The 23,804-nt window shown below is 66.1% G+C and carries 21 protein-coding genes and 1 pseudogene; 18 read left to right on the forward strand and 4 right to left on the reverse strand.

The window, feature by feature from the left end; all coding sequences use genetic code 11:
* Nucleotides 1–415: 415 nt before the first annotated feature.
* The 18 genes and pseudogenes from B9N97_RS28465 to B9N97_RS28545 all read left to right on the forward strand — a co-directional run.
* Nucleotides 416–1,669, forward strand: a complete 1,254-nt coding sequence (locus B9N97_RS28465; RefSeq protein ID WP_085091215.1) for a CaiB/BaiF CoA transferase family protein — start codon at nucleotides 416–418, stop codon at nucleotides 1,667–1,669.
* 37 nt (nucleotides 1,670–1,706) lie between these two features.
* Nucleotides 1,707–2,576 (forward strand): enoyl-CoA hydratase-related protein, encoded by an 870-nt coding sequence (locus B9N97_RS28470; protein ID WP_085091216.1) that lies wholly within the window; start codon nucleotides 1,707–1,709, stop codon nucleotides 2,574–2,576.
* 106 nt (nucleotides 2,577–2,682) lie between these two features.
* Complete coding sequence (locus B9N97_RS28475) at nucleotides 2,683–4,218, forward strand: CoA-acylating methylmalonate-semialdehyde dehydrogenase (RefSeq protein ID WP_085091217.1); 1,536 nt, start codon at nucleotides 2,683–2,685, stop codon at nucleotides 4,216–4,218.
* A 100-nt stretch (nucleotides 4,219–4,318) separates the two neighbouring features.
* A complete protein-coding gene (locus B9N97_RS28480) occupies nucleotides 4,319–5,995 on the forward strand; it encodes a GMC family oxidoreductase (protein ID WP_208621290.1) in 1,677 nt (558 codons plus the stop codon).
* Nucleotides 5,992–6,999 (forward strand): acrylyl-CoA reductase (NADPH), encoded by a 1,008-nt coding sequence (locus B9N97_RS28485; RefSeq protein ID WP_432264214.1) that lies wholly within the window; start codon nucleotides 5,992–5,994, stop codon nucleotides 6,997–6,999. Before B9N97_RS28480 ends, B9N97_RS28485 begins: the two co-directional genes overlap by 4 nt.
* Before the next feature lie 127 nt (nucleotides 7,000–7,126).
* A complete protein-coding gene (locus tag B9N97_RS28490) occupies nucleotides 7,127–8,659 on the forward strand; it encodes an amidase (protein ID WP_208621291.1) in 1,533 nt (510 codons plus the stop codon).
* Nucleotides 8,660–8,754: 95 nt separating this feature from the next.
* A complete protein-coding gene (locus tag B9N97_RS35765) occupies nucleotides 8,755–8,919 on the forward strand; it encodes a hypothetical protein (protein ID WP_167393405.1) in 165 nt (54 codons plus the stop codon).
* Nucleotides 8,920–8,925: 6 nt separating this feature from the next.
* A complete protein-coding gene (locus B9N97_RS28495) occupies nucleotides 8,926–10,095 on the forward strand; it encodes a transporter substrate-binding domain-containing protein (RefSeq protein WP_085091219.1) in 1,170 nt (389 codons plus the stop codon).
* Nucleotides 10,096–10,128: 33 nt separating this feature from the next.
* Nucleotides 10,129–10,734 carry an ANTAR domain-containing response regulator gene (locus tag B9N97_RS28500; protein ID WP_167393406.1) on the forward strand — a complete coding sequence of 202 codons (606 nt, stop codon included), beginning with the start codon at nucleotides 10,129–10,131 and terminating at the stop codon, nucleotides 10,732–10,734.
* Between the two features lie 371 nt (nucleotides 10,735–11,105).
* Nucleotides 11,106–12,353 carry a transporter substrate-binding domain-containing protein gene (locus B9N97_RS28505; protein ID WP_085091221.1) on the forward strand — a complete coding sequence of 416 codons (1,248 nt, stop codon included), beginning with the start codon at nucleotides 11,106–11,108 and terminating at the stop codon, nucleotides 12,351–12,353.
* Between the two features lie 57 nt (nucleotides 12,354–12,410).
* On the forward strand, nucleotides 12,411–13,280 hold the full coding sequence (gene urtB, locus B9N97_RS28510; protein ID WP_085091222.1) for an urea ABC transporter permease subunit UrtB: 870 nt from the start codon (nucleotides 12,411–12,413) through the stop codon (nucleotides 13,278–13,280).
* Nucleotides 13,281–13,368: 88 nt separating this feature from the next.
* Complete coding sequence (gene urtC, locus B9N97_RS28515; protein ID WP_085091223.1) at nucleotides 13,369–14,475, forward strand: urea ABC transporter permease subunit UrtC; 1,107 nt, start codon at nucleotides 13,369–13,371, stop codon at nucleotides 14,473–14,475.
* A 12-nt stretch (nucleotides 14,476–14,487) separates the two neighbouring features.
* Nucleotides 14,488–15,237: an urea ABC transporter ATP-binding protein UrtD gene (gene urtD, locus B9N97_RS28520; protein WP_085091224.1), complete on the forward strand. Its 750-nt coding sequence runs from the start codon at nucleotides 14,488–14,490 to the stop codon at nucleotides 15,235–15,237.
* Nucleotides 15,230–15,925, forward strand: coding sequence for an urea ABC transporter ATP-binding subunit UrtE (gene urtE / locus B9N97_RS28525; protein ID WP_085091225.1), 696 nt, complete (start codon nucleotides 15,230–15,232; stop codon nucleotides 15,923–15,925). The genes urtD and urtE overlap by 8 nt, the downstream gene beginning before the upstream one ends.
* A 113-nt stretch (nucleotides 15,926–16,038) precedes the next feature.
* Nucleotides 16,039–17,079: an aliphatic amidase gene (locus B9N97_RS28530; RefSeq protein ID WP_085091226.1), complete on the forward strand. Its 1,041-nt coding sequence runs from the start codon at nucleotides 16,039–16,041 to the stop codon at nucleotides 17,077–17,079.
* A gap of 91 nt (nucleotides 17,080–17,170) precedes the next feature.
* On the forward strand, nucleotides 17,171–17,971 hold the full coding sequence (locus B9N97_RS28535) for a CbbQ/NirQ/NorQ/GpvN family protein (RefSeq protein WP_085091227.1): 801 nt from the start codon (nucleotides 17,171–17,173) through the stop codon (nucleotides 17,969–17,971).
* 9 nt (nucleotides 17,972–17,980) lie between these two features.
* The gene (locus B9N97_RS28540; RefSeq protein ID WP_085091228.1) at nucleotides 17,981–19,714 is read left to right on the forward strand and encodes a nitric oxide reductase activation protein NorD; all 1,734 of its coding nucleotides are present in this window, start codon (nucleotides 17,981–17,983) and stop codon (nucleotides 19,712–19,714) included.
* Between the two features lie 116 nt (nucleotides 19,715–19,830).
* Nucleotides 19,831–20,172: pseudogene (locus B9N97_RS28545) on the forward strand (IS110 family transposase); the annotation flags it as partial.
* Nucleotides 20,173–20,503: 331 nt separating this feature from the next.
* Here the strand turns inward: B9N97_RS28545 and istB are convergent.
* The 4 genes from istB to B9N97_RS28565 all read right to left on the reverse strand — a co-directional run bounded on the left by istB (nucleotide 20,504) and on the right by B9N97_RS28565 (nucleotide 23,747).
* Nucleotides 20,504–21,235 (reverse strand): IS21-like element helper ATPase IstB, encoded by a 732-nt coding sequence (gene istB, locus B9N97_RS28550; RefSeq protein ID WP_085084044.1) that lies wholly within the window; start codon nucleotides 21,233–21,235, stop codon nucleotides 20,504–20,506.
* Entirely contained in the window at nucleotides 21,222–22,742 is a 1,521-nt protein-coding gene (gene istA, locus B9N97_RS28555; RefSeq protein ID WP_085084042.1) for an IS21 family transposase, read from the reverse strand. The genes istB and istA overlap by 14 nt, the downstream gene beginning before the upstream one ends.
* 76 nt (nucleotides 22,743–22,818) lie before the next feature.
* Complete coding sequence (locus B9N97_RS28560; protein ID WP_085091230.1) at nucleotides 22,819–23,010, reverse strand: hypothetical protein; 192 nt, start codon at nucleotides 23,008–23,010, stop codon at nucleotides 22,819–22,821.
* Between the two features lie 59 nt (nucleotides 23,011–23,069).
* A complete protein-coding gene (locus B9N97_RS28565) occupies nucleotides 23,070–23,747 on the reverse strand; it encodes a LuxR C-terminal-related transcriptional regulator (protein ID WP_085091231.1) in 678 nt (225 codons plus the stop codon).
* Nucleotides 23,748–23,804: the final 57 nt, after the last annotated feature.

Consider the following 23,804-nt stretch of genomic DNA (forward strand, 5'->3'; position numbering starts at 1 on the left):
TGTCTTATTGATTGCGGCGAGCATTGTCTTGGCATTTTCATGGGAACCACCTGAATCCGGAGCAACGCTGGCGGCGCTTCCCGATTTGCAAGTGACGAATCTGGTGCCCCTCAAGCTGGACCATAAGTTACTATTTGTCAAACAAATATCTCTTATTCCATTGTCTGGAGGCAAAGCGATAAGGGCTTCCAAACAAAGTGCACGGCCAGCGGGGATTCACATGAAGACCCCACGGCAACGCGCCCACATGGGGCGTTCGACCCGAATCCTCCGGCGGCCTGGGAAAGAAGAGTTTTTCATATTAAATATAGGTTTGACAAATATCGTTTTGGCGGCCAAGCTGCGGCAACGGCGAACCTTGGCTTCCTGTAACAGCAGGCCAAGATACGTTAGCGCCGCAAACAGGAGGGCAACCATGGCTGGCGAAAACATATCCGGTACACGACAGGGCCCCCTGTCCGGCATCACGGTGCTCGACTTTTCCCGCGTTCTGGCTGGGCCGTATTGCACGATGGTCCTTGCCGACCTTGGTGCGCGCGTCATCAAGATCGAGAAGTTCGGCACCGGCGACGATACGCGAGCCTTCGGCCCCTTCGTCGGGTCGGAGTCCGCATATTTCATGTGCTTCAATCGACATAAGGAAAGCATCGTCCTCGACGTCAAGTCGCCCCGTGATCGCGAACTCCTGGAACGCCTGCTCGACACCTGCGACGTGGTCGTCGAGAATTTCAGGCCGGGCGTCATGGATCGTCTGGGCTACGGGCCCGAGCGTCTGGCGAAGACACACCCGCACATCGTCTACGCATCCATTTCCGGCTTCGGTCACTCCGGGCCGATGACCGATCTCCCGGGATACGACATGGTCGTGCAAGCGATGGGGGGCGTCATGAGCCTGACCGGTTGGCCCGACGGGCCGCCGGCCCGCGTCGGTACGAGCTTTGGCGATCTCGGGGCCGCCCTCTTCGCGGCAATTGGGATCGTCTCCGCGCTATTCAGGCGCACGCGGGACGCGCAGGGAACGCGCGTCGACATCGGCATGCTCGACTGTCAGGCGGCGCTGATGGAAACAGCGCTGGCGCGGTACGACGTCGAAGGCCGGATCCCGACGCGCACCGGTGACAGCCACCCCTCGCTGGCCCCCTTCGAGACGATCGCGGCAAGCGACGAGCGCTTCGTCATCGCGGTCGGCAACGACACGCTCTTCATGCTCATGGGCGATGCGCTGGACAATCCCCGCTTGGCGCTCGATCCGCGCTTCGTGACCAACGAATTGCGTGTGCGCAACCGCGCCGCGCTGGTGGAGGCGATTGAGGTGGTGACGCGCACGATGCCGGTCGCGCACTGGATCGACCGGCTAAACGGGGCCGGCGTGCCCTGCGCGCCCATCAACACCATCGACCGCTTGTTCTCTCACCCGCAGCTCCTTTCCCGCAACATGGTCATCCAGGTCCAGGGACAGGGAGAGCGCGCGGTGCGCACCGCCGGAAACCCGATAAAGATGGGCGCCTACGCCGATTTCGATCCAGCCGTTCCGTTGCGTGCGCCGGCACTGAACCAGCACCGGGAAACCATCCTCCACGAACTTATGGCCGGTGTTGGTGCCTATGCTGCCGCTCCCGTCGGCGGGGAACGGGACGGGGCGGACACGCCCGTGTCCGCCGATGCCTAGGCCGCCTCGACGCCACTTCGCCTCAGGAGCAAGAGACATGAACGCCAACCTCACGCCGGTCCGCAGAACCGCTCGTCAGACCGCCGCGACCGAATTCGAACAGGGCGCCGACGCCACCGCGACGCCGGCGGGCGATACGCGCGAGACCATCCTCGTGGAGCGCCGCGAGCGTGTCGGACTCATCACGCTGAACCGTCCCAAGAGCCTCAATGCCCTGAATCGCGGGCTCGCGGCGGAGGTGCTGGCCGCGCTCCGCGAGTTCGACGCCGACGATCGCATCGGCGCGATGGTGATCACCGGCAGCATGCGGGCCTTTGCGGCCGGGGCGGACATCGCCGAAATGGCCGACAAGACCTTCGCCGATCTCAACGCGGACGATATTCTCGCCGATTGGGACCAGGTCCGCTTCATCAAAAAGCCCATTATCGCCGCTGTCGGGGGCTACGCTCTCGGCGGCGGCTGCGAGCTGGCGCTTTTATGCGACTTCATCGTGGCGTCGGAGGACGCGCAGTTCGGCCAGCCGGAGATCAAACTCGGCATCCTCCCCGGCATCGGCGGCTCGCAACGCCTCACCCATGCCGCCGGCAAGGCGCTGGCAATGGATCTGGTTCTCACCGGACGGACGATCGGCGCGGCCGAAGCCAAGGCTGCCGGCATCGTCGCGCGGGTCGTCCCGGCCGGCGACCTTCTGCAGACGGCCCTGGAGGCGGCGCACACCATCGCCGGGTACAACGCTCCCGCCGTCCGCATGGCCAAGGAGGCGGTCAACCGCGCCCTGGAAACCAATCTGGCGGAAGGCTTGATGCACGAGCGCCGCCTTTTCCAGGCGGCCTTCGCGACAGAGGGCCAGAAAGAGGGCATGCACGCCTTTCTGGCCAAACGCGCGCCGGTTTTCCGCAACCGCTGACGCCCGCTGGCGCGCCAACGCCGACCATCGATCCTGTCATCCGCACGGCGCCCACTCCCGGCGCGGGCCCCCGTATGCCCGCAATCCACGAAGAGGACCAGAACCCATGGACAGCATCCTGAACCCTGCCGGTGACCGGCCGGGACTGCGCGGCCTTGGCCATTTCATCGACGGCGCCGCCGTTCCCGGAAGGTCCGGGCGCACCACCGACGTCTTCAATCCGGCCACCGGCGAGCGCGTCGCCACCGTCGCCCTCGCCTCCGCCGGCGATGTCGATGCCGCCGTCGCCGCCGCAAAGGCCGCCCTGCCACGCTGGGCGGCGACCACCCCGATCCGGCGCTCGCGCATCCTGTTCCGCTTCCGCGACCTGCTTGAACACAACATCGACCGGCTGGCGGCCCGCATTACCGAAGAGCACGGCAAGGTCCTGTCGGACGCCAAGGGCGAACTCGTCCGCGGGCTCGAAGTGGTCGAGTACATGACCGGGATTCCCAGCCTGCTCAAGGGCGAGATGTCCGAGGATGTCGGCGCGGGCATCGACACCTATTCGATCCGGCAGCCGGTCGGCGTCTGTGCCGGCATCTCGCCGTTCAATTTCCCGGCCATGGTGCCGATGTGGATGTTCCCCGTTGCGCTGGCCTGCGGCAACACGTTCGTCATGAAGCCCAGCGAGCGCGATCCGTCCCTGTGCCTGGAACTCGCGGCGCTGCTCAAGGAGGCGGGGCTTCCCGACGGCGTGTTCAACGTCGTGAACGGCGGCAAGGAGGCGGTCGATGCGCTGCTCGACCATCCGGACGTGGCGGCGGTCAGCTTCGTCGGATCGACGCCGATCGCCCAGTATGTCTACGCGCGCGGCACCGCCACCGGCAAGCGCATGCAGGCGCTCGGCGGCGCCAAGAACCACATGGTGGTCATGCCGGACGCCAACGTCGACCAGGCGGTCGACGCGCTGATGGGCGCTGCCTACGGCGCGGCCGGCGAACGCTGCATGGCGATCTCGGTGGCAGTGGCGGTGGGCGACGCGGTGGGCGACCGCTTGGTGGCCGAACTGACGCGGCGGATCGCCGCCCTCAAAGTCGCTCCTGGGACCGATCCCGCCGCCGAGATGGGCCCCCTGGTCACCCGCGAGCACAGGGACAAGGTCCGCGGCTACATCGACCTCGGCGTTGAGGAGGGCGCTGACCTAGTGGTAGACGGCCGTGTCGTTATGATCCCGGGGCACGAGGGCGGCTTCTTCCTGGGGGCGACCCTCTTCGACCGGGTGACGCCGAACATGCGGATCTACAAGGAGGAGATTTTCGGTCCGGTGCTGGCGGTGGTGCGCGCCGCCGATTTCGAGGAGGCGCTGCGGTTGGTGAACGAGCACGAGTTCGGCAACGGCACCGCGGTGTTCACGCGCGACGGCCGCGTCGGCCGGGCCTTCGCAAACCGCGTCCAGGCCGGCATGGTCGGCATCAACGTGCCCATCCCGGTGCCGGTGGCCTACCATTCCTTCGGCGGCTGGAAGCGCTCGCTGTTCGGCGACCACCATGTCCATGGCCCGGAGGGTATCCGCTTCTACACGCGGCTCAAGGCGGTGACCACCCGCTGGCCGGACGACGAGCGGGTCACCTCGCAGTTCGTCATGCCGACGCTTTCGTAGCGCCTGCGTTCCGCCGAAACGTCGTTGGCGCGGGTGCCGCACCCGAGCCAACGCGCCGGCTACCACGCCAGCCTTCCCATAAAACCCCCGGAAGACAGCCATGCGGCCTAAACGCATCACCGAGTTCGGTTCGTTCGATTTCATCGTCGTCGGGGCGGGCAGCGCCGGGTGCGTGCTCGCCAACCGCCTGAGCGCCGATCCGGCGCACCGCGTGCTCCTTCTCGAGGCGGGAGGGCCGGACGACTACATGTGGATCCACGTGCCCGTCGGTTATCTCTACTGCATGGGCAACCCGCGTACCGATTGGGGCTTCCGGACGGAAGGGGAGCCCGGCCTCAACGGACGCGCCCTGAACTATCCGCGCGGGCGCGTGCTCGGCGGCTGCTCCTCGATCAATGGCATGATCTACATGCGGGGGCAGGCGCAGGACTACGACGGCTGGCGCGACCTCGGCAACGAGGGGTGGGGGTGGAGCGATGTACTCCCCTATTTCCGCAAGTCCGAGGACTACCACGCCGGCGCCTGCGAGATGCACGGAGCCGGCGGCGAATGGCGGGTCGAGGAGCAGCGCCTGTCCTGGGAGATCCTCGACGCGTTCCGCGACGCGGCGGAAGCCGCCGGAATCCCCAAGGTCGAGGATTTCAACCGCGGGGACAATGAGGGGGCGAGCTATTTCCGCGTTAACCAGAGAGGGGGCTGGCGCTGGAACACGTCCAAGGCTTTCCTGCGCCCGGCGCTCTCCCGGCCCAACCTTCGCGTCCAGACGGGCGCGCAGGTTCGTCGCGTCGTCATTGAGGGCGGCCGCGCCGTTGGCGTCGAGTTTGAACTCGCATCCGAAGTTTGCTTGGCAAGGGCCGGAGAAACGATCCTGTCGGCCGGTGCCGTCGGTTCTCCCGCGATTCTGGAACTGTCCGGGATCGGGCAGGCGGAGCGTCTACGGGATCTCGGGATTGCCGTGCAGCAGCACTTGCCAGGGGTCGGCGAGAATCTGCAGGACCACCTGCAGATCCGCTGCGCCTACAAGGTTCGCGGCGTCCCGACCCTCAACGTGCGGGCCAACAGCTGGCTGGGCAAGCTCGGCATCGCCCTGGAGTACGCGCTCTTCCGGTCGGGGCCGATGTCGATGGCGCCGAGCCAACTGGGCGTGTTCGCCCGGTCGGCGGACCGGTTCTCCACGGCGAATCTGCAGTACCATGTCCAGCCCCTGAGCCTCGACCGCTTCGGCGAGCCGCTGCACCCCTTTCCGGCCTTCACCGCGAGCGTCTGCAACCTGCGCCCGGAAAGTCGCGGGTCGATCCACCTTCGTACGTCGGACCCGAGGACGGCGCCCTCTATCCGCCCCAACTACCTGTCGACGGACGGCGACCGGCTGGTGGCCGCGGAATCCATCCGGCTGACCCGCCGGATCGTCGCCCAGTCTCCCCTCCAGCGCTACGCGCCGGAGGAATTCAAGCCGGGCCCGGATTACCGGACGGACGAGGATCTCGTCCGCGCCGCCGGCGACATCGCCACCACGATCTTCCACCCGGTCGGCACTGCCCGCATGGGTCTGGACGATATGGCGGTCGTCGACCCTGAGCTTCGGGTGCGTGGCGTGCCGGGACTGCGCGTCGTCGATGCGTCGGTGATGCCGACCATCACCTCGGGCAACACCAACTCACCCACCATCATGATCGCGGAAAAGGGGGCCGACGCCATCCTGCGTGGAACCAGGTCCGTTTGGTTGGCGAGCCTGCCACCCCTCCGCCCCGCCGTCCACCACGAACCAACCGCATGAGCATGACCATGAACCAGACATTTCAAGCGATCCGCGTGTCAAAGCCGGAAGACGGCGGTGATCAGACCGTCCAGTTCGTCGATCTCAGCGAGGACGACCTGATGGACGGCGACGTGACAGTCGCCGTCGAGCACTCCACGGTCAACTATAAGGACGGGTTGGCGGTGTCCGGCGCGTCACCGATCCTGCGGCGCTTCCCGATGATCCCTGGGATCGACTTCGCCGGGCGGGTGATGCGGTCTGACGATCCCCGTTTCTCTCCGGGCGACCGGGTCGTGCTCAACGGCTACGGTGTCGGAGAAGCCCATTTCGGGGGCTTCGCGCAACGCGCGCGCGTCAAGGGCGATTGGCTGGTGGCGCTGCCAGAGAGCGTTACCACCGAGCAGGCCATGGGAATCGGGACCGCCGGCTACACGGCGGCGCTGTGCGTCATGGCGCTTGAACGGGCCGGGATCACCCCCGATCAGGGTGACGTTCTGGTGACGGGGGCGGCCGGGGGCGTGGGCAGCGTCGCGATCGCGCTGCTAGACCGGCTCGGTTACCGCGTGGTCGCGTCGTCGCGCCGTGCAGCCGAGGAGGAAACCTACCTGCGCATGCTCGGGGCCGACGAGGTGATCGACACGCGGGAATTGGCTGGGTCTGGCCGTCCTCTGATGAAAGAGCGTTGGGCGGCTGCCGTGGATTCGGTCGGCAGTCGGACACTGGCGAACGTCGTGGCGGGGACGCGCTACGGCGGGACCGTTGCCGCCTGCGGGTTGGCCCAGGGGGCGGATCTGCCATTGACCGTGATGCCTTTCATTCTGCGCGGCGTCACGCTGGCGGGCGTGGATTCCGTCATGGCGCCGCGCCAGCGCCGGGAGGAGGCATGGGCTCGCCTGGCGAAGGATCTGGACATCGCCCGTCTTAATCAGATGACCAGTCACATCGGGCTCGATGAGGTGCCGCGCATCGCCGCTGAAATCCTGGCAGGCAAAGTGAGGGGACGGGTGGTCGTCGATCTTTGACGTCGGCGGTGCATGATGCGATGCACCCTGGAATTTGCGCACGATTTGCCACACGCGCAATCCGACCCCCCTTGACAAAGATACCAGCTGGTGCCGTAAGATACCTATCAGTATCGATAGGTACCAGTTGGTTCTGAAAGATACCGTCCGTAACCAGCCATCGCCGTTCGGCATCATGCGCCCTGGCCCTGCGCGAGGGGAAGTGGAGGAGCATCCAATGAATGTGTCGGATTACACGAGGCATGACGCACTCGGGCTTGCGGCTCTCATCGCAAACAAGGAGGTGAGTGCCGCGGAGGTGTCGGCGGCCGCGCTCCAAGCCATCGAGACGGTCAACCCGACCGTGAACGCGGTGGTCGAGAGTTGGAGCGACGAGACACCGCGCGGCGGCGACCGGTCTCCGCCGTTCTACGGGGTGCCGTTCCTGATCAAGGACTTGGCGATCACCATGGAGGGTCGGCGCAACGAGCTGGGCAGCCGGCTCGCGGAAGGCATCGTCGCGCCGTCCGATTCCTCCCTGATGCGCCGGTTCCGCAACGCCGGTCTGGTGACGATCGGCCGGACATCGACTCCCGAGTTCGCGATCAGCACGACCACCGAGCCCGTTGCCACCGGCCCCACCCGCAACCCTTGGAACCCCCGACACGGCGCGGGTGGGTCAAGCGGTGGGGCCGGGGCGGCGGTCGCCTCCGGCATGGTGCCGGTGGCTCACGCCACCGACGGCGGTGGCTCGATCCGCGTACCGGCCGCAAGCGTCGGCATCTTCGGTTTGAAGCCGACGCGCGGCCGGGTCTCAAACGGTCCCGACGTGGACGAGGTTTGGAGCGGCCTAGCGGTCCAGTTCGCGGTCAGCCGCACCGTCCGCGACAGTGCCGCCCTCCTGGACGCCGTTCATGGAGGCGAGGTCGGGGAACCCTATTATATCGCCCCTCCGGAACGGCCGTACTTGTCCGAACTGGGGCGTGATCCGGGCCGGCTGAAGATCGGCGTCCTGCTTCATCCCCTCAACGGCCGCAAGACGGCGGCCGGTGTTGCCGCCGCGACCAGCCGGACGGCGCGCCTGTGCGAAACCCTGGGGCATCATGTCGAGGAAGTTACGCTCGATCTCGGCGTGAGCTGGGACGGTTTTGTCCACGCCAACGCACAGTTCTGGACCGCCAACACGGCGGCCTGGATGGACTACATCGCATCGGTCTCCGGCCGCGCCATCGATCGATCGATGCTCGAACCGGCAACGCTGGCGGCATACCAGTTCGGCCGGCGAGTGAGCGGTCTCGACGTCCTCGGGGCGCTGAACGTCCGCAACGCGGTCACGCGGAACATCGGCCGGTTCTTCACACAGTATGACGTTCTGCTGTCGCCAACGGTTCCCGACCTGCCGCCTCCGATCGGCGAATACAACCAAGGGCAGGAGGCGCTCGACGGCTTCCAATGGGTTGACCGCGTGTTCCGCCGCTCCCCGTTCACCGCCCTCGCCAACGTGGCGGGCCTGCCGGCGATGTCGATGCCGCTGTTCACGGACACCGACAACGGCATGCCGGTTGGATCACAGTTCGTTGCCGGATTTGGGCGCGAGGATCTGCTGTTCCGTCTGGCCGGTCAGCTTGAATCGGCGGAGCCGTGGATCGAGCGCCGGCCGGCGGTCTGGGCGGGGCACTAACCGCAGCGTCCGGCCACCTGGCCATCCACCCTATCACGGCGTCGAAGAGTGGCTTCGACGCGGGGGGACCATGTCCACGCCGCTGGAGATGCTGCATGCCGATCCACAGCGATCTTGAAGGGGCCTTCACGCTACCCGACCCGATGGCGGCCCTGGAGAGCGCGATGACGGGTGAGGTGAAGCGCGACCACGGTCGCGCCGTGGCATTGCCGCCGTCGGTGCGGATCGCGTCCATCGTTCAGCCTGAGACGAGGGGATGAGCGCGCATGAGGCGAAGCGGAGATTCTGGGTCGACCTGGCGGATCGGTGTCCTGTTCTCGCAGTCGGGTGTGACAGCCGACATCGAGCGCACGCAGTTCCACGGCACCCTCCTGGCGATTGAGGAGATCAATGCCGCCGGCGGCGTTAACGGTCACCTGATCGAGCCGGTCGCACTCGATCCCGCGTCCGAACCGGCGCGCTTCCGCGCCCTGGCCGAACGCCTGCTCGACGACGAGCGGGTCGAGGTGATCGCCGGCTGCTACATGTCGAGCACGCGCAAGGCGGTGCTGCCCCTGCTTGAGCGGCGCAATGGCCTGCTGCTGTACCCGACGCTGTACGAGGGCTTCGAATGCTCACGCAATGCCGTCTACACCGGCGCGGCGCCCAACCAGAACGGACGTCAACTCGCCGACTATTTGGTCGGGCACTATGGCGCGCGGATCTATATGGTCGGCTCCGACTACATTTTCCCGCACGAGGCCAACCGCATCATGCGGGACCTGATCGCCCAGCGCGCGGGTAAGATCCTGGCCGAGAAGTATGTGCCGCTCGACGCGGTGGGCAAAGACTTCACCGCGATCATGCGCGACATCCGCCGCAAACAGCCGGACGTCGTCTTCTCCACCGTGGTCGGGCAGGCAACGACGCACCTCTATCACGCCTATGCCGAAGCCGGCTTCGATCCGGTCCGAATGCCGATCGCCAGCCTGACCACCACCGAGGTCGAGATCGACGCGATGGGCGTCGCGGCGGCGACCGGGCATCTGACTGCGGCGCCGTATTTCGAATCGTTGGACAGCGAGGCCAACCGGCGCTTCGTGACCAGCTATCGTCGGCGCTTCGGCGAGGGCGAGCGGACCAACGCCTCCTGCGAGGCCGCGTATTTCCAAATGCATCTCCTGGCGCAGGCCCTGGCGCGCGCGGGTGGCATGGAAACCGAACGTGTCCGCACGGCGCTGCTCGGGCTGGAGTACGACGCGCCCCAGGGGCGGGTGCGCGTCGATCCCGACAATCACCACACCTATCTGTGGCCGCGCGTAGGGCGCGTGGGCGCCGACGGCCGCTTCGACATCGTGGCCGCGGCTGACAGAGCGGTAAAGCCCGATCCCTACCGGATTAATCACGACGTGAGCGGCGCTTCGGGCGAGCCGAAGCCCTGGCCGGCGGAGGTCTGAGATGGCGCGGCCGAGCACCGGAGCATGCTGCGCATGACCATCGATCTGCTCCGCGACATCCGCAGCTTCCGCGTGGCGGTGATCCACCCCAGGGACGCCGAGATGGACGAACTGCTGCGTCAACTGCGGCGCATCGGGTGCGAGGTCACCACCCACTGGCCGCCACCCAAGGAGCGCCCCGCGGGCGTGGACTTGATTTTTCTCGACATGACCAAGCTGTTGTCCGAGCAGGGCAAGCTCTCCTGGTCGGCAGACGCCGACGGCCCGCCCATCGTCGCGCTGCTCGACTATGAGAGCCCGACCGTTCTGCAGGCGCTCGTCGAGCACGGCGTATGTGGCTTCGTGGGTAAGCCGGTGCGCCCGTTCGGTCTCCTCACAACCATGTTCCTGGCCCACCACACGGCGGCCGAGGCGCGCAAGGCTCAGCGTCGCTTGGCCAAGGCGGAGCGACGGCTCGACGGACTGAAGAAGGTCGCCAAAGCCAAAGCCATTCTGATCGACAGCCGCCGCATCAGCGAGGAGGAGGCGTATCGTCTGCTGCGCGAACGGGCCATGGCGCGGCGCACCACCATCGAAGCCGTCGCCGCGGCCATCATCGACGCGACCGAGATCCTATCTTCAGAAAATCGGTGTGTCTGATAAAATCCTATTGACCAAATGTCAGTAGTGCGAGCATATTGTCAATATTGATGCAGTTCGCTTGATCCCGCCAATGGTGTCGGGCCCACAAGCTGGCAATGAAGCCCTGTAATGGCGTGAGCGCCAGTACGGGGATTTTTGCTTTTTTACTTTGAGAGAAATGCGGATGACGCATGATGTGCGTCTGTGCACACGGCTTACACTTCGGGTATGAAATCGACCACTCGCCGATGACGCCGGGCTGGATCGAGCGGCAGTGACGCCCCAGCAGGCTGACGCCTGATTGGGGCGTTTTTGCATCAAAGCGCTACTATTGCGCGAATATCTACCGAGATGGGCCGCACCGGGCCGAAACGAAAAAGGGGCGACAGATGACTCTCACCCGACGACACTTCCTGAAGTCCGCCGCCATCGCCGGCGCCGCCGGCACGGCGGCCAGCCCGCAATTCTGGATCAAGAATTCCGGCATGGCCTGGGCGGCCGGCAAGGAGATCAAGGTCGGCGTGCTGTTCTCGCTCACCGGCACCACGGCGGTGGTGGAAAAGTCGCTGCACAACGCAACGCTGATGGCCATCGACGAGATCAACGCATCTGGCGGCATCAACGGTATGAAGGTCGTTCCCGTGATCGAGGATCCCGCCTCCGATCCGGCGACCTTCGCTGAAAAGGCCAACAAGCTGGTGCTGAACGACCGGTGCGCCACCGTCTTCGGCTCCTACACTTCGGCGTCGCGCAAGGCGGTGCTGCCGGTGTTCGAGAAGCGCAAGAACCTCTATTGGTACCCGACGCTGTATGAGGGCCGCGAGTGCTCGAAGTCCGTCATTTACACAGGCGCCGTGCCAAACCAGCAGCAGAAAGAATTCATTCCCTGGCTGGTGAGGAATTTCGGCAAGAGATTTTATCTGGTCGGCTCCAACTATATCTATCCGAAGGAAGAGAACAACGTCTGCAAGATCCTTCTGAAGGAGCTGGGCGGCGAGGTCGTCGGCGAGGAATACGTGCCGCTCGGGCACTCGGAGTTCGGCTCGGTGCTCAACAAGTTCCGGGAGACGAAACCGGACGTGATCTTCTCCACGGTGGTCGGCGACAGCGTGATCGCCCTGCACAAGCAGTACAAGGCGGCCGGTTTCAGCCCCGACAGGATGCCGATGGCCAGCCTCACCACCTCCGAGGTCGAAATCGCGGCGATGGGCGGCGAATACGCCGCTGGCCACTTCACGTCGGCTCCATACTTCATGGGCCATGAGTCCGCGGAGAACGCCGCCTTCATCGAAGGCTACCAGCGTCGGTTCGGCAAGGATTCGGTGACGCACTTCGTCTCGGAAGCGGCCTACTTCCAGGTCCACCTCTTCCGGCAGGCGGTGGAGAAGTTGGGAACCGGCGACATCACGCCGACCAACATCCGCGATGCCGCCGGCGGCCAGGAGATCAAGGCGCCGCAAGGTCGAGTCAAGGTCGATGCCGACACTCTGCATTGCTACCTCTGGCCGAAAATCGGGCAGGCCCAGGCAAACGGTCAATTCAAGGTCATCCAGCAGTCCGCCGACTGGGTGAAGCCCGAGCCCTATTGGGCGTACCCGGGCCTAAGCTGCACGAGGGACGGCTTGAAGGGCGCATGAGCGCGCAATGACGGCGAGGCGCCGCCGGTTCCGCGGCGTCGCCCGAAGGGGGTTTTCATGGACATTCTCTTGAGCCAACTCTTCACCGGCCTCAGCATCGGGTCGGTGCTGCTCCTGGTGGCGCTCGGGCTGGCGATCATCTACGGCGCCATGGGCGTCATCAACCTAGCCCACGGCGAATTCGTCATGCTGGGCGCCTACGCCACCTGGCTCCTGCAGTCGACGCTCGGCCTGTCCCTGCTGCCGTGCCTGTTCCTGGTCTTCCTGATGGTGGCCGCCGCCGGATGGGCCGTCGAGCGCACGGTCGTGCGCTTCCTCTACCGCCGTCCCCTCGACACCATCCTCGCCACATGGGGCGTCGGCATCATGCTGCAGCAGGCCGTGCGGCTGGCCGCCGGGGCCGACCTGCGCTACGTGGAAACGCCGAACCCGCTTTCGGGCAGCATCGATCTCGCCGGCGTCGCCATCCCCAGCTACCGGCTGTTCGTTCTGGCTTTTGCCGCCGCTCTGCTCGGGGTGACCTGGTTCGTCGTGCAGCGCACCGAGTTCGGCATGAAGCTCCGCGCCGTGACGCAGAACCGAGAGATGGCGAGTTGCACCGGCATCGACAGCGCCCGCGTCTTCAGCCTGACCTTCGCGTTCGGATCCGGGCTTGCCGGCTTGGCCGGGGCGCTTGTCGCGCCCATCAAGAGCGTGGCGCCTGACATGGGCACCAACTTCGTCGTCGATGCCTTCATGGTCGTTGTGGTCGGCGGTGTCGGCAGCCTGTTCGGCACCGTGGCCAGCTCAGGCCTGCTCGGCGGCGGGACGGCCGGTTTCGCCTTCCTGCTGAACGACACGCTGGCGAAGGCGCTGGTCTTCCTCGGCGTTATCGTTCTGGTCCGCTTCCGGCCGCAGGGGCTGTTCGCCGCCACGGGACGCCGGTGAGGAGCCCGCCGTGACCAGCCTGTCCACCGATTGTCACGACCGCCGCGCGGGGCTCGCCCCGTGATCGGCCTTCGCCTGGAGAGCGTCAATGCCGCGCATCACCTCGGCCGCGCAGTTCCTTCCCTACATCCTGTTCTGCGGCGCCATTCTCGCCGTCCCGTCCATCGTCTCGGACCCCTTTCTTCTCAACAAGTTCGCCCGCTATCTGGCGCTGGGGCTGGCGGCTGCCGCACTGGCGCTCAGTTGGGGGTATTGCGGCATCCTGAACCTAGGTCAGGGGGTCGGCTTCGGTCTGGGGGCCTACGCGATGGCGATGCACCTGAAGCTGAAGACCAGTCCGGTCCATACCGGAACGGCCGGGCTCCCGGACTTCATGGTGTGGAACAACCTCGACCACCTGCCCTGGTTCTGGCAGCCCTTCCATTCCGGCCTGTTCGCGCTCGCCGCCGCCGTCCTGCTTCCGGCGCTGGTCGCCGCGCTGCTCGGCTGGTTCATGTTCCGGGCGCGCATCGCCGGCGTCTACGTCGCCATCATCACGCTGGCGATGCTGGCGGTGACCAACCTGCTGTTTGTCGACCAGCAGGCTTACACGGGTGGACTCAACGGCATCACCGACCTCGCATGGTTCGAGATGGGTGGCGTCGAATTCGACCCCTACAGCCCCGCGTTCTATTACCTGTCCGCCGGCTGCCTCGCGTTCTTCCTCATGCTGGGAATGGTCTTCACGCGCAGCAAAGCGGGACTGGTGCTGCGGGCGATCGGCAGCGGCACTGACCGGGTGCTGTTCTTCGGGTACGACATGGCTTCCTACCAGTGTCTCGCCTTCTCGCTCTCGGCCAGCATGGCCGGCGTGGCCGGGATGCTCTACGCGATGGTGCTGGAGTTCGCCTCGCCGACGTTCATGGGCGTGCCGATCAGCCTCTCCATGGTGATCTGGGCGGCCGTCGGCGGGCGCGGCTCGCTGCTCGGAGCGACGGTCGGCGCCATCCTGGTCAACGGCACCCAGGGCAGCCTGTCGGAAACTTTCCTGGACAGTTGGCAGCTCATTCTGGGCGCCCTGTTCATCCTTGTCGTGGTGTTCCTGCCCAACGGTATCGCCGGCCTGGCCAACAGCCTGGGCGCGCGGCTGAGCGGCCGGGCGCGGGGCATGGCCGCTAGATCCGCCGCGCCGTCCGCCCTGCTCAACCGCCGCTGAGGGAGCGAAGCCATGTCCTATCTCGAACTGCACGGACTAGAGGTCAGCTTCGACGGCTTCAAGGCCGTCAACGGCCTGGACCTGTCGGTGGAACGCGGCGAACTGCGTTGCCTGCTGGGGGCGAACGGCGCCGGGAAATCCACGACGCTGGACCTGATCTGTGGGCGGACTCAGCCAACCGGCGGACGCATCCTGCTCGACGAGCACGACATCACCTACGATCCGGAATACCGCCGGGCGCGCCGGGGTGTCGGCCGTAAGTTCCAGGTCCCCAGCGTTTTCAAGGAGTTGTCCGTCCGCGAAAACCTGGAGATCGCGCGCTCGCGCCATCCGGAGCCCTGGTGCACGCTGCGTGCCTTCCCCGGACGCCGGCTGAGCCCGCGGGTGGCCGAGGTGGTCGAGATCGTCGGTCTGGAAGATGCGCTTGACACCCGAGCGGGGCACCTGTCGCACGGCCAGACGCAGTGGCTGGAGATCGCCATGCTGCTGGTCCAGGACAGCGCGCTCATCCTAATGGACGAGCCGACTGCCGGCATGACCATCCAAGAGACCGGCAAGACCTCCGCCATCTTCCAGCGGCTGCGTGGCCGGCACACCCTGATCGTGGTCGAGCACGACATGGGGTTCGTCCGCGAGATCGCCGAAACCATCACCGTCCTGCACCAGGGCCGCCGCTTGTCCGAGGGGCCGATTCGCGTGATCGAGAACGACCCCAAGGTGCGCGAGGCCTATCTGGGCAGCGGAGGCATCTCCCATGCTTGACATGACCGGCGTCACCTCTTTCTACGGCAGCAGCCCGGTGCTGCAGAACGTCAGCCTCTCAGTCCCGCGCGGCGCAGTCCTCAGCGTGCTCGGTCGCAACGGTGTCGGCAAGACGACGCTGATGCGCACCATCATGGGGCTGACCGACCGGGCGACCGGCGGCATCGGGCTGGATGGCCGCGACATCCAGGCGGAACCGACCCACCGCCGCGCCGAGCTCGGCATCGCCTACGTTCCGCAAGGGCGGGGCATCATCGGCCGGTTCACCATCCGCGAGAACATCCTGATGGGCAGCTTCGCCCGGCCGGATGGCAAGCGCGCCATCCCACCCCTTGTGTTCGAGCTGTTCCCCTACCTGGGAGAAAACCTGAACCGCCGCGGCGGAGACCTGTCCGGCGGGCAGCAGCAGCAACTCGCCATCGCACGGGCGTTGGCCGCCAACCCGTCCGTCCTGTTGCTCGATGAGCCGACCGAAGGCATTCAGCCCAATATCGTCGAGCAGATCCAGAACATCATCGTCGCGCTCAACCGCGAGCACGGGCTGACCATCGTTCTGGTCGAGCAGAACGTGCGGTTCGTCCGTCGGGCATCACAGCGCTTCCTGATGCTCGACAAGGGGCGCGTCGCCGCGCACGGCGACACCGCGCTTCTCTCGGACGAGCTTGTGCATCGTCACATGACGGTGTGACCGGCATCAACCCCAGGTCCCGTCCCTACCGGCGTCCCCTGCACCGGCGCGTCCGGTCTGCTCCGGTCCATACCCCGACCGAAAACACAACCTATCCAAGAAGGAGAAAGCACATGTTGCATGGTGATATCACAAGCAGCAACGACACCGTCGGTGTCGCCGTCGTCAACTACAAAATGCCGCGCCTCCACACCCGCAAGGAGGTGTTGGAGAATGCCCATAAGATCGCGAAGATGGTCCAAGGGATGAAGGCCGGCATGCCGGGCCTGGATCTCGTTATCTTCCCGGAATACTCGACGCACGGGATCATGTACGACGCCAAGGAGATGTACGAGACGGCCTCGACCATCCCCGGCGACGAGACCGAGATCTTTGCCGCCGCCTGCCGCAAGGCCAAGGTGTGGGGCGTGTTCTCTCTGACCGGCGAGCGGCATGAGGAGCACCCGCACAAGGCGCCCTACAACACGCTGATCCTGATGAACGACCAGGGCGAGATCGTACAGAAGTATCGCAAGATCATGCCTTGGGTGCCGATCGAGGGCTGGTATCCCGGCAACTGCACCTACGTCTCGGAAGGGCCCAAGGGGCTGAAGATCAGCCTGATCATCTGCGACGACGGCAACTTCCCGGAGATCTGGCGCGACTGCGCCATGAAGGGGGCGGAGCTGATCGTGCGCTGCCAGGGCTACATGTATCCGGCCAAGGAGCAGCAGATCACCATGGCCAAGGCGATGGCATGGGCCAACAACGTCTACGTCGCCGTAGCCAACGCCGCGGGGTTCGACGGCGTGTACTCCTACTTCGGCCATTCGGCGATCGTCGGCTTCGACGGCCGGTCGCTTGGTGAGTGCGGAACGGAGGAGTACGGCATCCAGTACGCCCAGCTCTCCACCTCGCTGATCCGGGATTTCCGCAAGAACGGCCAGTCGAACAACCACTTGTTCAAGCTCGTCCACCGCGGCTACACCGGCAAGATCAACTCCGGTGAGGGCGACAAGGGCGAGGCGGTCTGCGCCTACGACTTCTACCGCCAGTGGATCTCCGATCCGGAGGCGACCCGCGCCCAGGTCGAAGCCTTCACGCGCAGCACCGTCGGCACCGAAGAGTGCCCGATTGACGGCATCCCGAACGCGACAACGGCGCTCCACCGCTGAGGCGGAGTGGCGGGGGGCCGGGGCTTCCGCCCCGGTCCTCATCGTCCGGGCTCCATCCCGGGGAGCGGGCAACAATGAGGAGGCGCCGCCGATGGCATTGAACGCATACAGAATCACCGAGGAACCCTACTACCACTCAATTGGCAACGAGATTGCGCTGTTCGACGCCGCATACGCCGCGCGTATGCCGATGATGCTGAAGGGGCCGACGGGCAGCGGGAAGACTCGGTTCGTCGAGCATATGGCGTGGCGGCTCGGCCGACCCTTGGTGACCGTCGCCTGTCACGAGGATATGACCGCGTCGGATCTGGTCGGTCGCTTCCTGTTGGATGCCGGCGGCACCGTCTGGCACGACGGCCCACTCACCCAGGCGGTGAGGCATGGCGGCATCTGCTACCTCGATGAAATCGTCGAGGCGCGCCAGGACACCACCGTCGTCATCCATCCGCTGACCGACTCCCGCCGTGTCCTGCCGTTGGAGAAGCGGGGCGAGTTGGTGGCCGCCCATCCCGACTTCCAGCTCGTCATCTCCTACAACCCCGGTTACCAGAGCGTCCTGAAGGACCTGAAGGAGTCCACCAAGCAGCGCTTCGCGGCGATCGAGTTTGGCCATCCGTCGTCCGATGCCGAAACGCGGATCGTCTGCACCGAGGCCGGCGTGCCGGAAGAGATCGCGGCGCGGCTCGTCCGCATCGCCGTTAGTTCGCGCAATCTGAAGGGCCACGGTCTGCGCGAAGGAGCATCCACCCGCATGCTCGTCCATGCGGCCCGGTTGGTTGCGCGCGGCGTGGCGCTCGCGACGGCCTGCGATATCGCGCTGGTCCTTCCGATCACGGACGATGCCGATCTGCGGGATGCCGTTCGCGCGGCCATCGCCGCCGTCGCCGCTTGAGGCGCCGGCATGAACGAGCACCCGACGGTTCCGACGGTTCCCTTCGCCCCATTCGAGCGGCGGCTGAGCGCCTATTTGGTGGCCCTCTGGCGACTGCGCGCCCCAATCCGGCCGATGCGCGCCGATGCGAACAGCACGCTGCCCCGCCGCCTTCGCTTGACCGACGGGTTGATCTGGGTTCCGGACAGCCTGCCCGGTGTCCACGCCGATCAAGCCGCCGGTCTCTATCGCGCCGCCCTGGTTCATGCCGGGGCGCATCTTCGCTTTTCGGGCCCACGGTTCCCGGTCGGTACGCTGAAGCCGATCCAGGTGGCTCTGGTCTCGCTGATCGAGGATGCGCGCGTCGAACACTTGGCTATGCGTGACTACCCGGGACTGCTCCATGTGTGGCGTCCCTTCCATGTGGCCGAAGGTGGCGGCACTCCGAACGCTCCGGGCCTGATGGCCCGGTTGGCGCGGGCGCTGATCGATCCCGACCACGACGACGGCGACGCCTGGGTGAAAAAGGGGCGAAGCCTGTTCTTTGACGGACGCGCGGAATGGGAAACGCATGAGTTCAGCCGTCGCGTCGGCGGACTTCTGGGCAACGACCTCGGCCAAATGAGGCTGTCCTTCAATCCTAAGACGCACGTCGTGGAGCCGGCCTATCGCGACGACAATCTTGGTCTGTGGGAATCCAATCTGCCGGCGTCAGCGGAGGGCGAGACCGCTTACGAATCCCTCCGCACCGAGCGCGAGGAACGCGACGACGGCAGATCCGACGACGCCTCGCCGGGCGCCGAAGTCGAAGAGCGGGGGCCCGTCACCGAAACGCCCGCCTGTCCCGCCGGCGAGGAGGAGATGGCGGCGCCACCGGCTTTGTACTCCGAATGGGATTACCGCATCGCCCGCGAGCGGCCGAACTGGGTCCGCGTCGTCGAGCGGGTGCCCGGCGTCGAGGATCCCGTCGAGGTTCGCAACGCGGCCACACGCCACGCCGCTGTCGCCGACCGTCTGGCGGCGCTGGTGCGCGCCGCCGGCGTCGGGCGGCCGCGGCGCCTGCGTCGCCAGTTGGAGGGCGACCGGCTCGACCTGGATGCGTGCATCGAGGTCATGGTGAGCCGCTGCCGCAACGAGATTCCCGACCCCCGTGTGCACGCCGCGCTGCAGCACCGCGCCCGCGACCTGTCGGCGCTTCTGCTGCTGGACGTCTCGGCATCGACCGGCGACCAAGTGCCGGATGGCGCCCGTCCGGTGCTGGCTGTGGAGCGGGATGCCGCCGCGCTGTTCGCAACCGCGCTGGATTGCATCGGAGATCGTTTCGCCATCCATGCCTTCCGGTCGAACGGCAGAAGCAACGTCAGCTATTACCGGCTGAAGAACTTTGCACAGGCTTACGACGACACGGCCATGGCGCGCCTTGCGAGCTTGAGCCCCGGCCTGTCGACACGGTTGGGAGCGGCGTTGCGTCACGGCGGGCGCCTGCTCGCCCGACAATCCAGCCATCGCCGTCTGCTGCTGGTCGTGACCGATGGCGAGCCTTCGGACATTGATGTGGCCGACCGCCGCCTGCTAGTTGAGGATGCGCGGCAGGTCGTGTTCTCTCTCGCCGCGCAGGGGATCGACGTCTTCGGGATCGGGCTCGATCCCGGCGGCCAGGACTGTCTGACGCGCATGTTCGGGCCCCGCAACAGCACGGTCGTCGATCGCGTCGAGCGTTTGGCGGATCTCCTGCCGAACCTGTTCCTGACATTGTCGCGCTGACCGCGTTGCTGCACGGATGGCTCTGGTGGTTCTGATGGGATGGACGACGCCCCCCTGTTTCTGGTGAGTGACACCACCTGAAGGGGATCGACCCTCTGGAAACGGAGATCCTTCCCATGCAGCCCATGATCATCGGCCTCGATCTGGCCAAGTCGGTGTTCCAGGTTCATGGTGTTGACGAGCGCCGCGAGGTCGTTCTCACCAACCGCCTGCGCCGGGATGGTGTGCTGAGCTTCTTCGCCAACCTGCCGGCCTGTGTGGTCGGCATGGAAGCGTGCGCCAGCGGGCATTTCTGGGCCCGTGAAATCAGCAAGCTGGGGCATACGGTGCGCCTGATGCCGCCGCGGTACGTGAAGCCCTACGTCAAGCGGCACAAGAACGACCAAGCCGACGCCGAGGCAATCTGCGAGGCCGTCCAGCGTCCCAGCATGCGCTTCGTGCCGATCAACAGCGAGGATTAGCAGAGCACACTGGTCATCCATCGCGTGCGTGAGACGCTGGTGCGACAAAGCCTCTTGTCGGACGGAATTGAAGTGGCCGTGCTCTGCCTCGCCCGCAACGGACTGCCAACCGGCCTGCAGTAGCGAAAATGCTGTCAATCGGCTTCCAAATTCCAGCCGGCATCGGCTTGCAATTTCCAGCCACGCTTGCGGTTGCAGAACCTGTTGTCCAGGGAGTCCACGGGAGGGTCCCGCGCGCGCCGCGGAGTGCCCTTATGGCTGACGCAGCGGCGCGCGTGGGAGGGGCCTGTGGGCCCCCCTGGGCAACGGATAGGGGGAAGGCTTTGGATCAGGAGCGGTTCTTGAACCGCCAGCTCTCGTTGCCGGTTTCCAGGATGTCGCAGTGATGCGTCAGCCGGTCGAGCAAAGCGGTGGTCATCTTGGCGTCACCAGCGAACACCGTCGGCCATTCAGCGAAGCTCAAGTTGGTGGTGATCAACACCGAGGTCCGCGAGTACAACTGGCTGAGCGCGTGGAACAGCAGTTGGCCGCCACTCTGGGAGAACGGCAGGTAGCCGAGTTCGTCCAGCACCACGAGATCAACGCGGGTCAACTGGTCAGCGAGCTTGCCCGCCTGCCCGGTCCGGGCTTCGGCCTCCAACCGGTTCACCAGGTCGATGACGTTGAAGAACCGGGCACGGGCGCCGCGGCGCACGCAGTTGGCCGTGATGGCGATGCACATGTGCGTCTTGCCGGTCCCGGTTCCCCCGATGAACACGGCGTTGCGCTGGGTTTCCAGAAAGCCGCCATCGTGCAGGTCGCGCACCAGCCCCTCGTTGAGGGGACTGGCGGTGAAGTCGAACTCGGCCAGCGTCTTGGCCAGAGGCAGCTTGGCGGCGCCGAGTTGGTAGCGGATCGAGCGCGCCTGCTTCTCCGCCCGCTCCGCCGCCAGCAGGTCGCCCAGGATCTGCTGGACGGTGCGCTGCCGCTTCAGTCCATCGCTCATTACCTCGTCGTAGGCGGCACGCATGCCGGCCAGGCTGAGCTCGGCCATCATCGCCATCAGCTCATGCCGTTCCATGGCAGCCCTCCCGCACCGCGCGCAGGCGGTCGTAGCGCCCGCAGTCGGCGGCCGGCTCAATGGACAGCGTCAACGCCGTCGGCACCGCCATGGCCGGTGCCGGTGTGACGTCGTGGCGCCGGGCGAGGATGTTCAGGATCACGTCCCGGCTGTGCGTACCGCTCGCCAGTGCCTCGCGGCAGGCGACCTCCACCGCCTCCAGGCCATCGGTGAGGATGGCGGCGAGCACGCCAACGAACTGCCGGTCAGCGTCGTCGCCGCGGCCCAGGCGGGTCCGCACCGTCGCCAGGGCTGGCGGCAAATCCCAGTCCCGGAACGGCGCCCCGTTGCGCAGCGCCCCCGGCTTGCGGACGAGAACCGGCAGGTAGTGCAGCGGATTGTACCGCGTGTGGCCGTGCCCGAAAGCTCGTGGGTGCTCGGCGACGATCGCGCCGTTGAACCACACCACGATCCGTGTCGCGTAGGCGCGGACCTGCACCGGCTTGCCGGCGGCGATCGCGGCCACGCTGTAGCGGTTGCGGTCAAAGTGGATCAGGCAGGTTTTCGAGACGCTGAGCGTGGCCTCGTGGAAGCCGTCGAAAGGATCGCTCACGGTGATCAGCGCCGGCCGCTCCGCCTGGAACACCTCCCACACCGTCCGGCTCCTATCCTCTGGATGCGGCGTCTGTTGGGCCCAGACGATCACCTCGTCGTGCAGGCGTTCGTTCACCTCTTCCAGCGTCTTGGCCCGCAGCCGCGGCGTGAACAGCCGCTGGCGCAAGGTGCCGACCTGGTTCTCGACCTGGCCCTTTTCCCAGCCCGAAGCCGGGGTGCAGGCCACCGGCTCGACCAGGTAATGCGAGCACATCTGGGCGAAGCGGCGGTTGAAGCGGCGCTCTTTGCCGACAAATACGGCGTCCACCGCCGTCTTCATGTTGTCGTAGATGCCGCGCTCGCACAGGCCGCCGTAGAAGGCCGCGGCACGGGCGTGGGCGTCGAACACCATCTCCTGGGTCTGGCGCGGGTAGACCGCCACAAACGGCATGCGGCTGTGGCACAGGCGGGCATGGGCCACCTGCACCTTGGTCGTCACGCCGTCCAGGATGATCCACTCTTCCGCCCAGTCGAACTGGTACGCCTCGGCCGGGGCAAAGGTGAGCGGAACGTAGGCGTTCACCGGCCCACTCGGCGGCTGGCGCTGCTTGAAGCGCTTGATGTAGCGCCGCACCGTGTCGTAGCCGCCCTGGAACCCGGCATCCTTCAGCCGTCCGAAGAGCCCCAGGTAGTCGAGCCGGTCGCGGGCTGGCCGCCGCTCGTTCTCCGTGATCAGCCGTTCCAGCTCCTCCTGGAACCCGGACAACTTCGGAAGCGGCTGGTGCTGGCGCTCGTAGCGCGGCGCCGTCTCGCCCGAGCGCAGGTATTTCGTCACCGTCTCCCGCGACACCTTCAGCGACCGGGCAATGGCCCGGATGCTTTTCCCCTTCGCGTGCTCGCGTCGTATCCGTGCGATCGTCTCCACCGTCAACATCCCTGTCCGCCACCCTGTCGTCCAAACCCAGGGTGGTAGTCTGCCAGATCAGGGGTGGCTGGTTATTGGACGCCGATCACCCCTGAAACTGGCCCAGTGTTGCAGGCCGATGCACACCCGAGATGCGGTCGAGCATGTCGGAGCCGGTCCAATGCGCGACGCCGAAGACAGCCAGCATGAGGACCGTCGCCGTGAGGCCGGCGTTCCGGATCAACCGCTTCGACAGCGAATGGCCGGCTCTTTGCGTGTTGACATGCGAATAAGGCATCAAGGATCCGGCAGCTTTTTCTCAAGACCTGCATTCCGGCGGGTACCGCTCGAACCGTGTCAGGCTCCGTTTCCGTCGAGCACGCCGGCTTCCTGGGCGCGGCGCACCGCATCGGCACGGTTGCGAGCGCCCAGCTTCTTGAAGATGCGGCGTGTATGGAATTTGACCGTCACTTCGGCCAGATCGAGTTGGCGGGCGATTTCCTTGTTGGTCGCCCCGTTGGACAGCAGGGTGAAGACATCCCGCTCGCGGTCGGTCAGTGCCGCCTGTTCGCCCGCGCCGTCGACCTCCCCGCTTTCGTCCTCGGGGGTGTTCGGCTGGTCGTCGCCGGCCAGAGCCAGCAGGATTCCCGCCGGCACCGTCGTTCCACCCTCGACCACCACCTTCAGGGACGGGCCGAGGATACGGCGCGGCGTCGTCTTGGGCAGAAAGGCCGAGGCGCCTCCGCGGAACGCCTCGAGCGCGATGGCTGGGCGTTCGGCTCCGGTCACCACCGCGACGGGGCCGCGAACCCCTGCCTCCCGCAGCCGCGTGATCGGATCGCTGTCGCCGATGCCGGGCATGTGCCAATCCAGCACGATCAGGTCGAAAGTGTGCCCGGCGACTTGGGCGGTCTCCAGTTCCTCACCATCCAGCGTTTCGACGAACACGAACTCCGCATCGGGCCATTGGAAGCTGATCGACAACTCCAGCGCCTCCCGAAACAGGGGATGGTCGTCGGCAACGAGAATCTTCACCTCATCTCTCCCTTGGCCGCTGCCCTCAGGGGCCCTTTCCAGTTCGCAGGAAAATGG

The sequence above is a fragment of the Azospirillum oryzae genome, from assembly GCF_900177515.1.
Taxonomy (GTDB): Bacteria; Pseudomonadota; Alphaproteobacteria; order Azospirillales; family Azospirillaceae; genus Azospirillum; species Azospirillum oryzae_A.

What these genes read in the sequence shown, in the direction of transcription:
- B9N97_RS28500 (WP_167393406.1), top strand. Translation starts at nt 10,129, where the DNA reads ATGACCATCGATCTGCTCCGCGACATCCGCAGCTTCCGCGTGGCGGTG.
- B9N97_RS28560 (WP_085091230.1), bottom strand. Translation starts at nt 23,010, where the DNA reads ATGCCTTATTCGCATGTCAACACGCAAAGAGCCGGCCATTCGCTGTCG.
- B9N97_RS28530 (WP_085091226.1), top strand. Translation starts at nt 16,039, where the DNA reads ATGTTGCATGGTGATATCACAAGCAGCAACGACACCGTCGGTGTCGCC.
- B9N97_RS28475 (WP_085091217.1), top strand. Translation starts at nt 2,683, where the DNA reads ATGGACAGCATCCTGAACCCTGCCGGTGACCGGCCGGGACTGCGCGGC.
- B9N97_RS28480 (WP_208621290.1), top strand. Translation starts at nt 4,319, where the DNA reads ATGCGGCCTAAACGCATCACCGAGTTCGGTTCGTTCGATTTCATCGTC.
- urtB (WP_085091222.1), top strand. Translation starts at nt 12,411, where the DNA reads ATGGACATTCTCTTGAGCCAACTCTTCACCGGCCTCAGCATCGGGTCG.
- B9N97_RS28485 (WP_432264214.1), top strand. Translation starts at nt 5,992, where the DNA reads ATGAGCATGACCATGAACCAGACATTTCAAGCGATCCGCGTGTCAAAG.
- B9N97_RS28505 (WP_085091221.1), top strand. Translation starts at nt 11,106, where the DNA reads ATGACTCTCACCCGACGACACTTCCTGAAGTCCGCCGCCATCGCCGGC.
- istA (WP_085084042.1), bottom strand. Translation starts at nt 22,742, where the DNA reads ATGTTGACGGTGGAGACGATCGCACGGATACGACGCGAGCACGCGAAG.
- B9N97_RS35765 (WP_167393405.1), top strand. Translation starts at nt 8,755, where the DNA reads ATGCCGATCCACAGCGATCTTGAAGGGGCCTTCACGCTACCCGACCCG.
- B9N97_RS28535 (WP_085091227.1), top strand. Translation starts at nt 17,171, where the DNA reads ATGGCATTGAACGCATACAGAATCACCGAGGAACCCTACTACCACTCA.
- B9N97_RS28540 (WP_085091228.1), top strand. Translation starts at nt 17,981, where the DNA reads ATGAACGAGCACCCGACGGTTCCGACGGTTCCCTTCGCCCCATTCGAG.
- B9N97_RS28465 (WP_085091215.1), top strand. Translation starts at nt 416, where the DNA reads ATGGCTGGCGAAAACATATCCGGTACACGACAGGGCCCCCTGTCCGGC.
- B9N97_RS28495 (WP_085091219.1), top strand. Translation starts at nt 8,926, where the DNA reads ATGAGGCGAAGCGGAGATTCTGGGTCGACCTGGCGGATCGGTGTCCTG.
- urtE (WP_085091225.1), top strand. Translation starts at nt 15,230, where the DNA reads ATGCTTGACATGACCGGCGTCACCTCTTTCTACGGCAGCAGCCCGGTG.
- B9N97_RS28470 (WP_085091216.1), top strand. Translation starts at nt 1,707, where the DNA reads ATGAACGCCAACCTCACGCCGGTCCGCAGAACCGCTCGTCAGACCGCC.
- urtD (WP_085091224.1), top strand. Translation starts at nt 14,488, where the DNA reads ATGTCCTATCTCGAACTGCACGGACTAGAGGTCAGCTTCGACGGCTTC.
- istB (WP_085084044.1), bottom strand. Translation starts at nt 21,235, where the DNA reads ATGGAACGGCATGAGCTGATGGCGATGATGGCCGAGCTCAGCCTGGCC.
- urtC (WP_085091223.1), top strand. Translation starts at nt 13,369, where the DNA reads ATGCCGCGCATCACCTCGGCCGCGCAGTTCCTTCCCTACATCCTGTTC.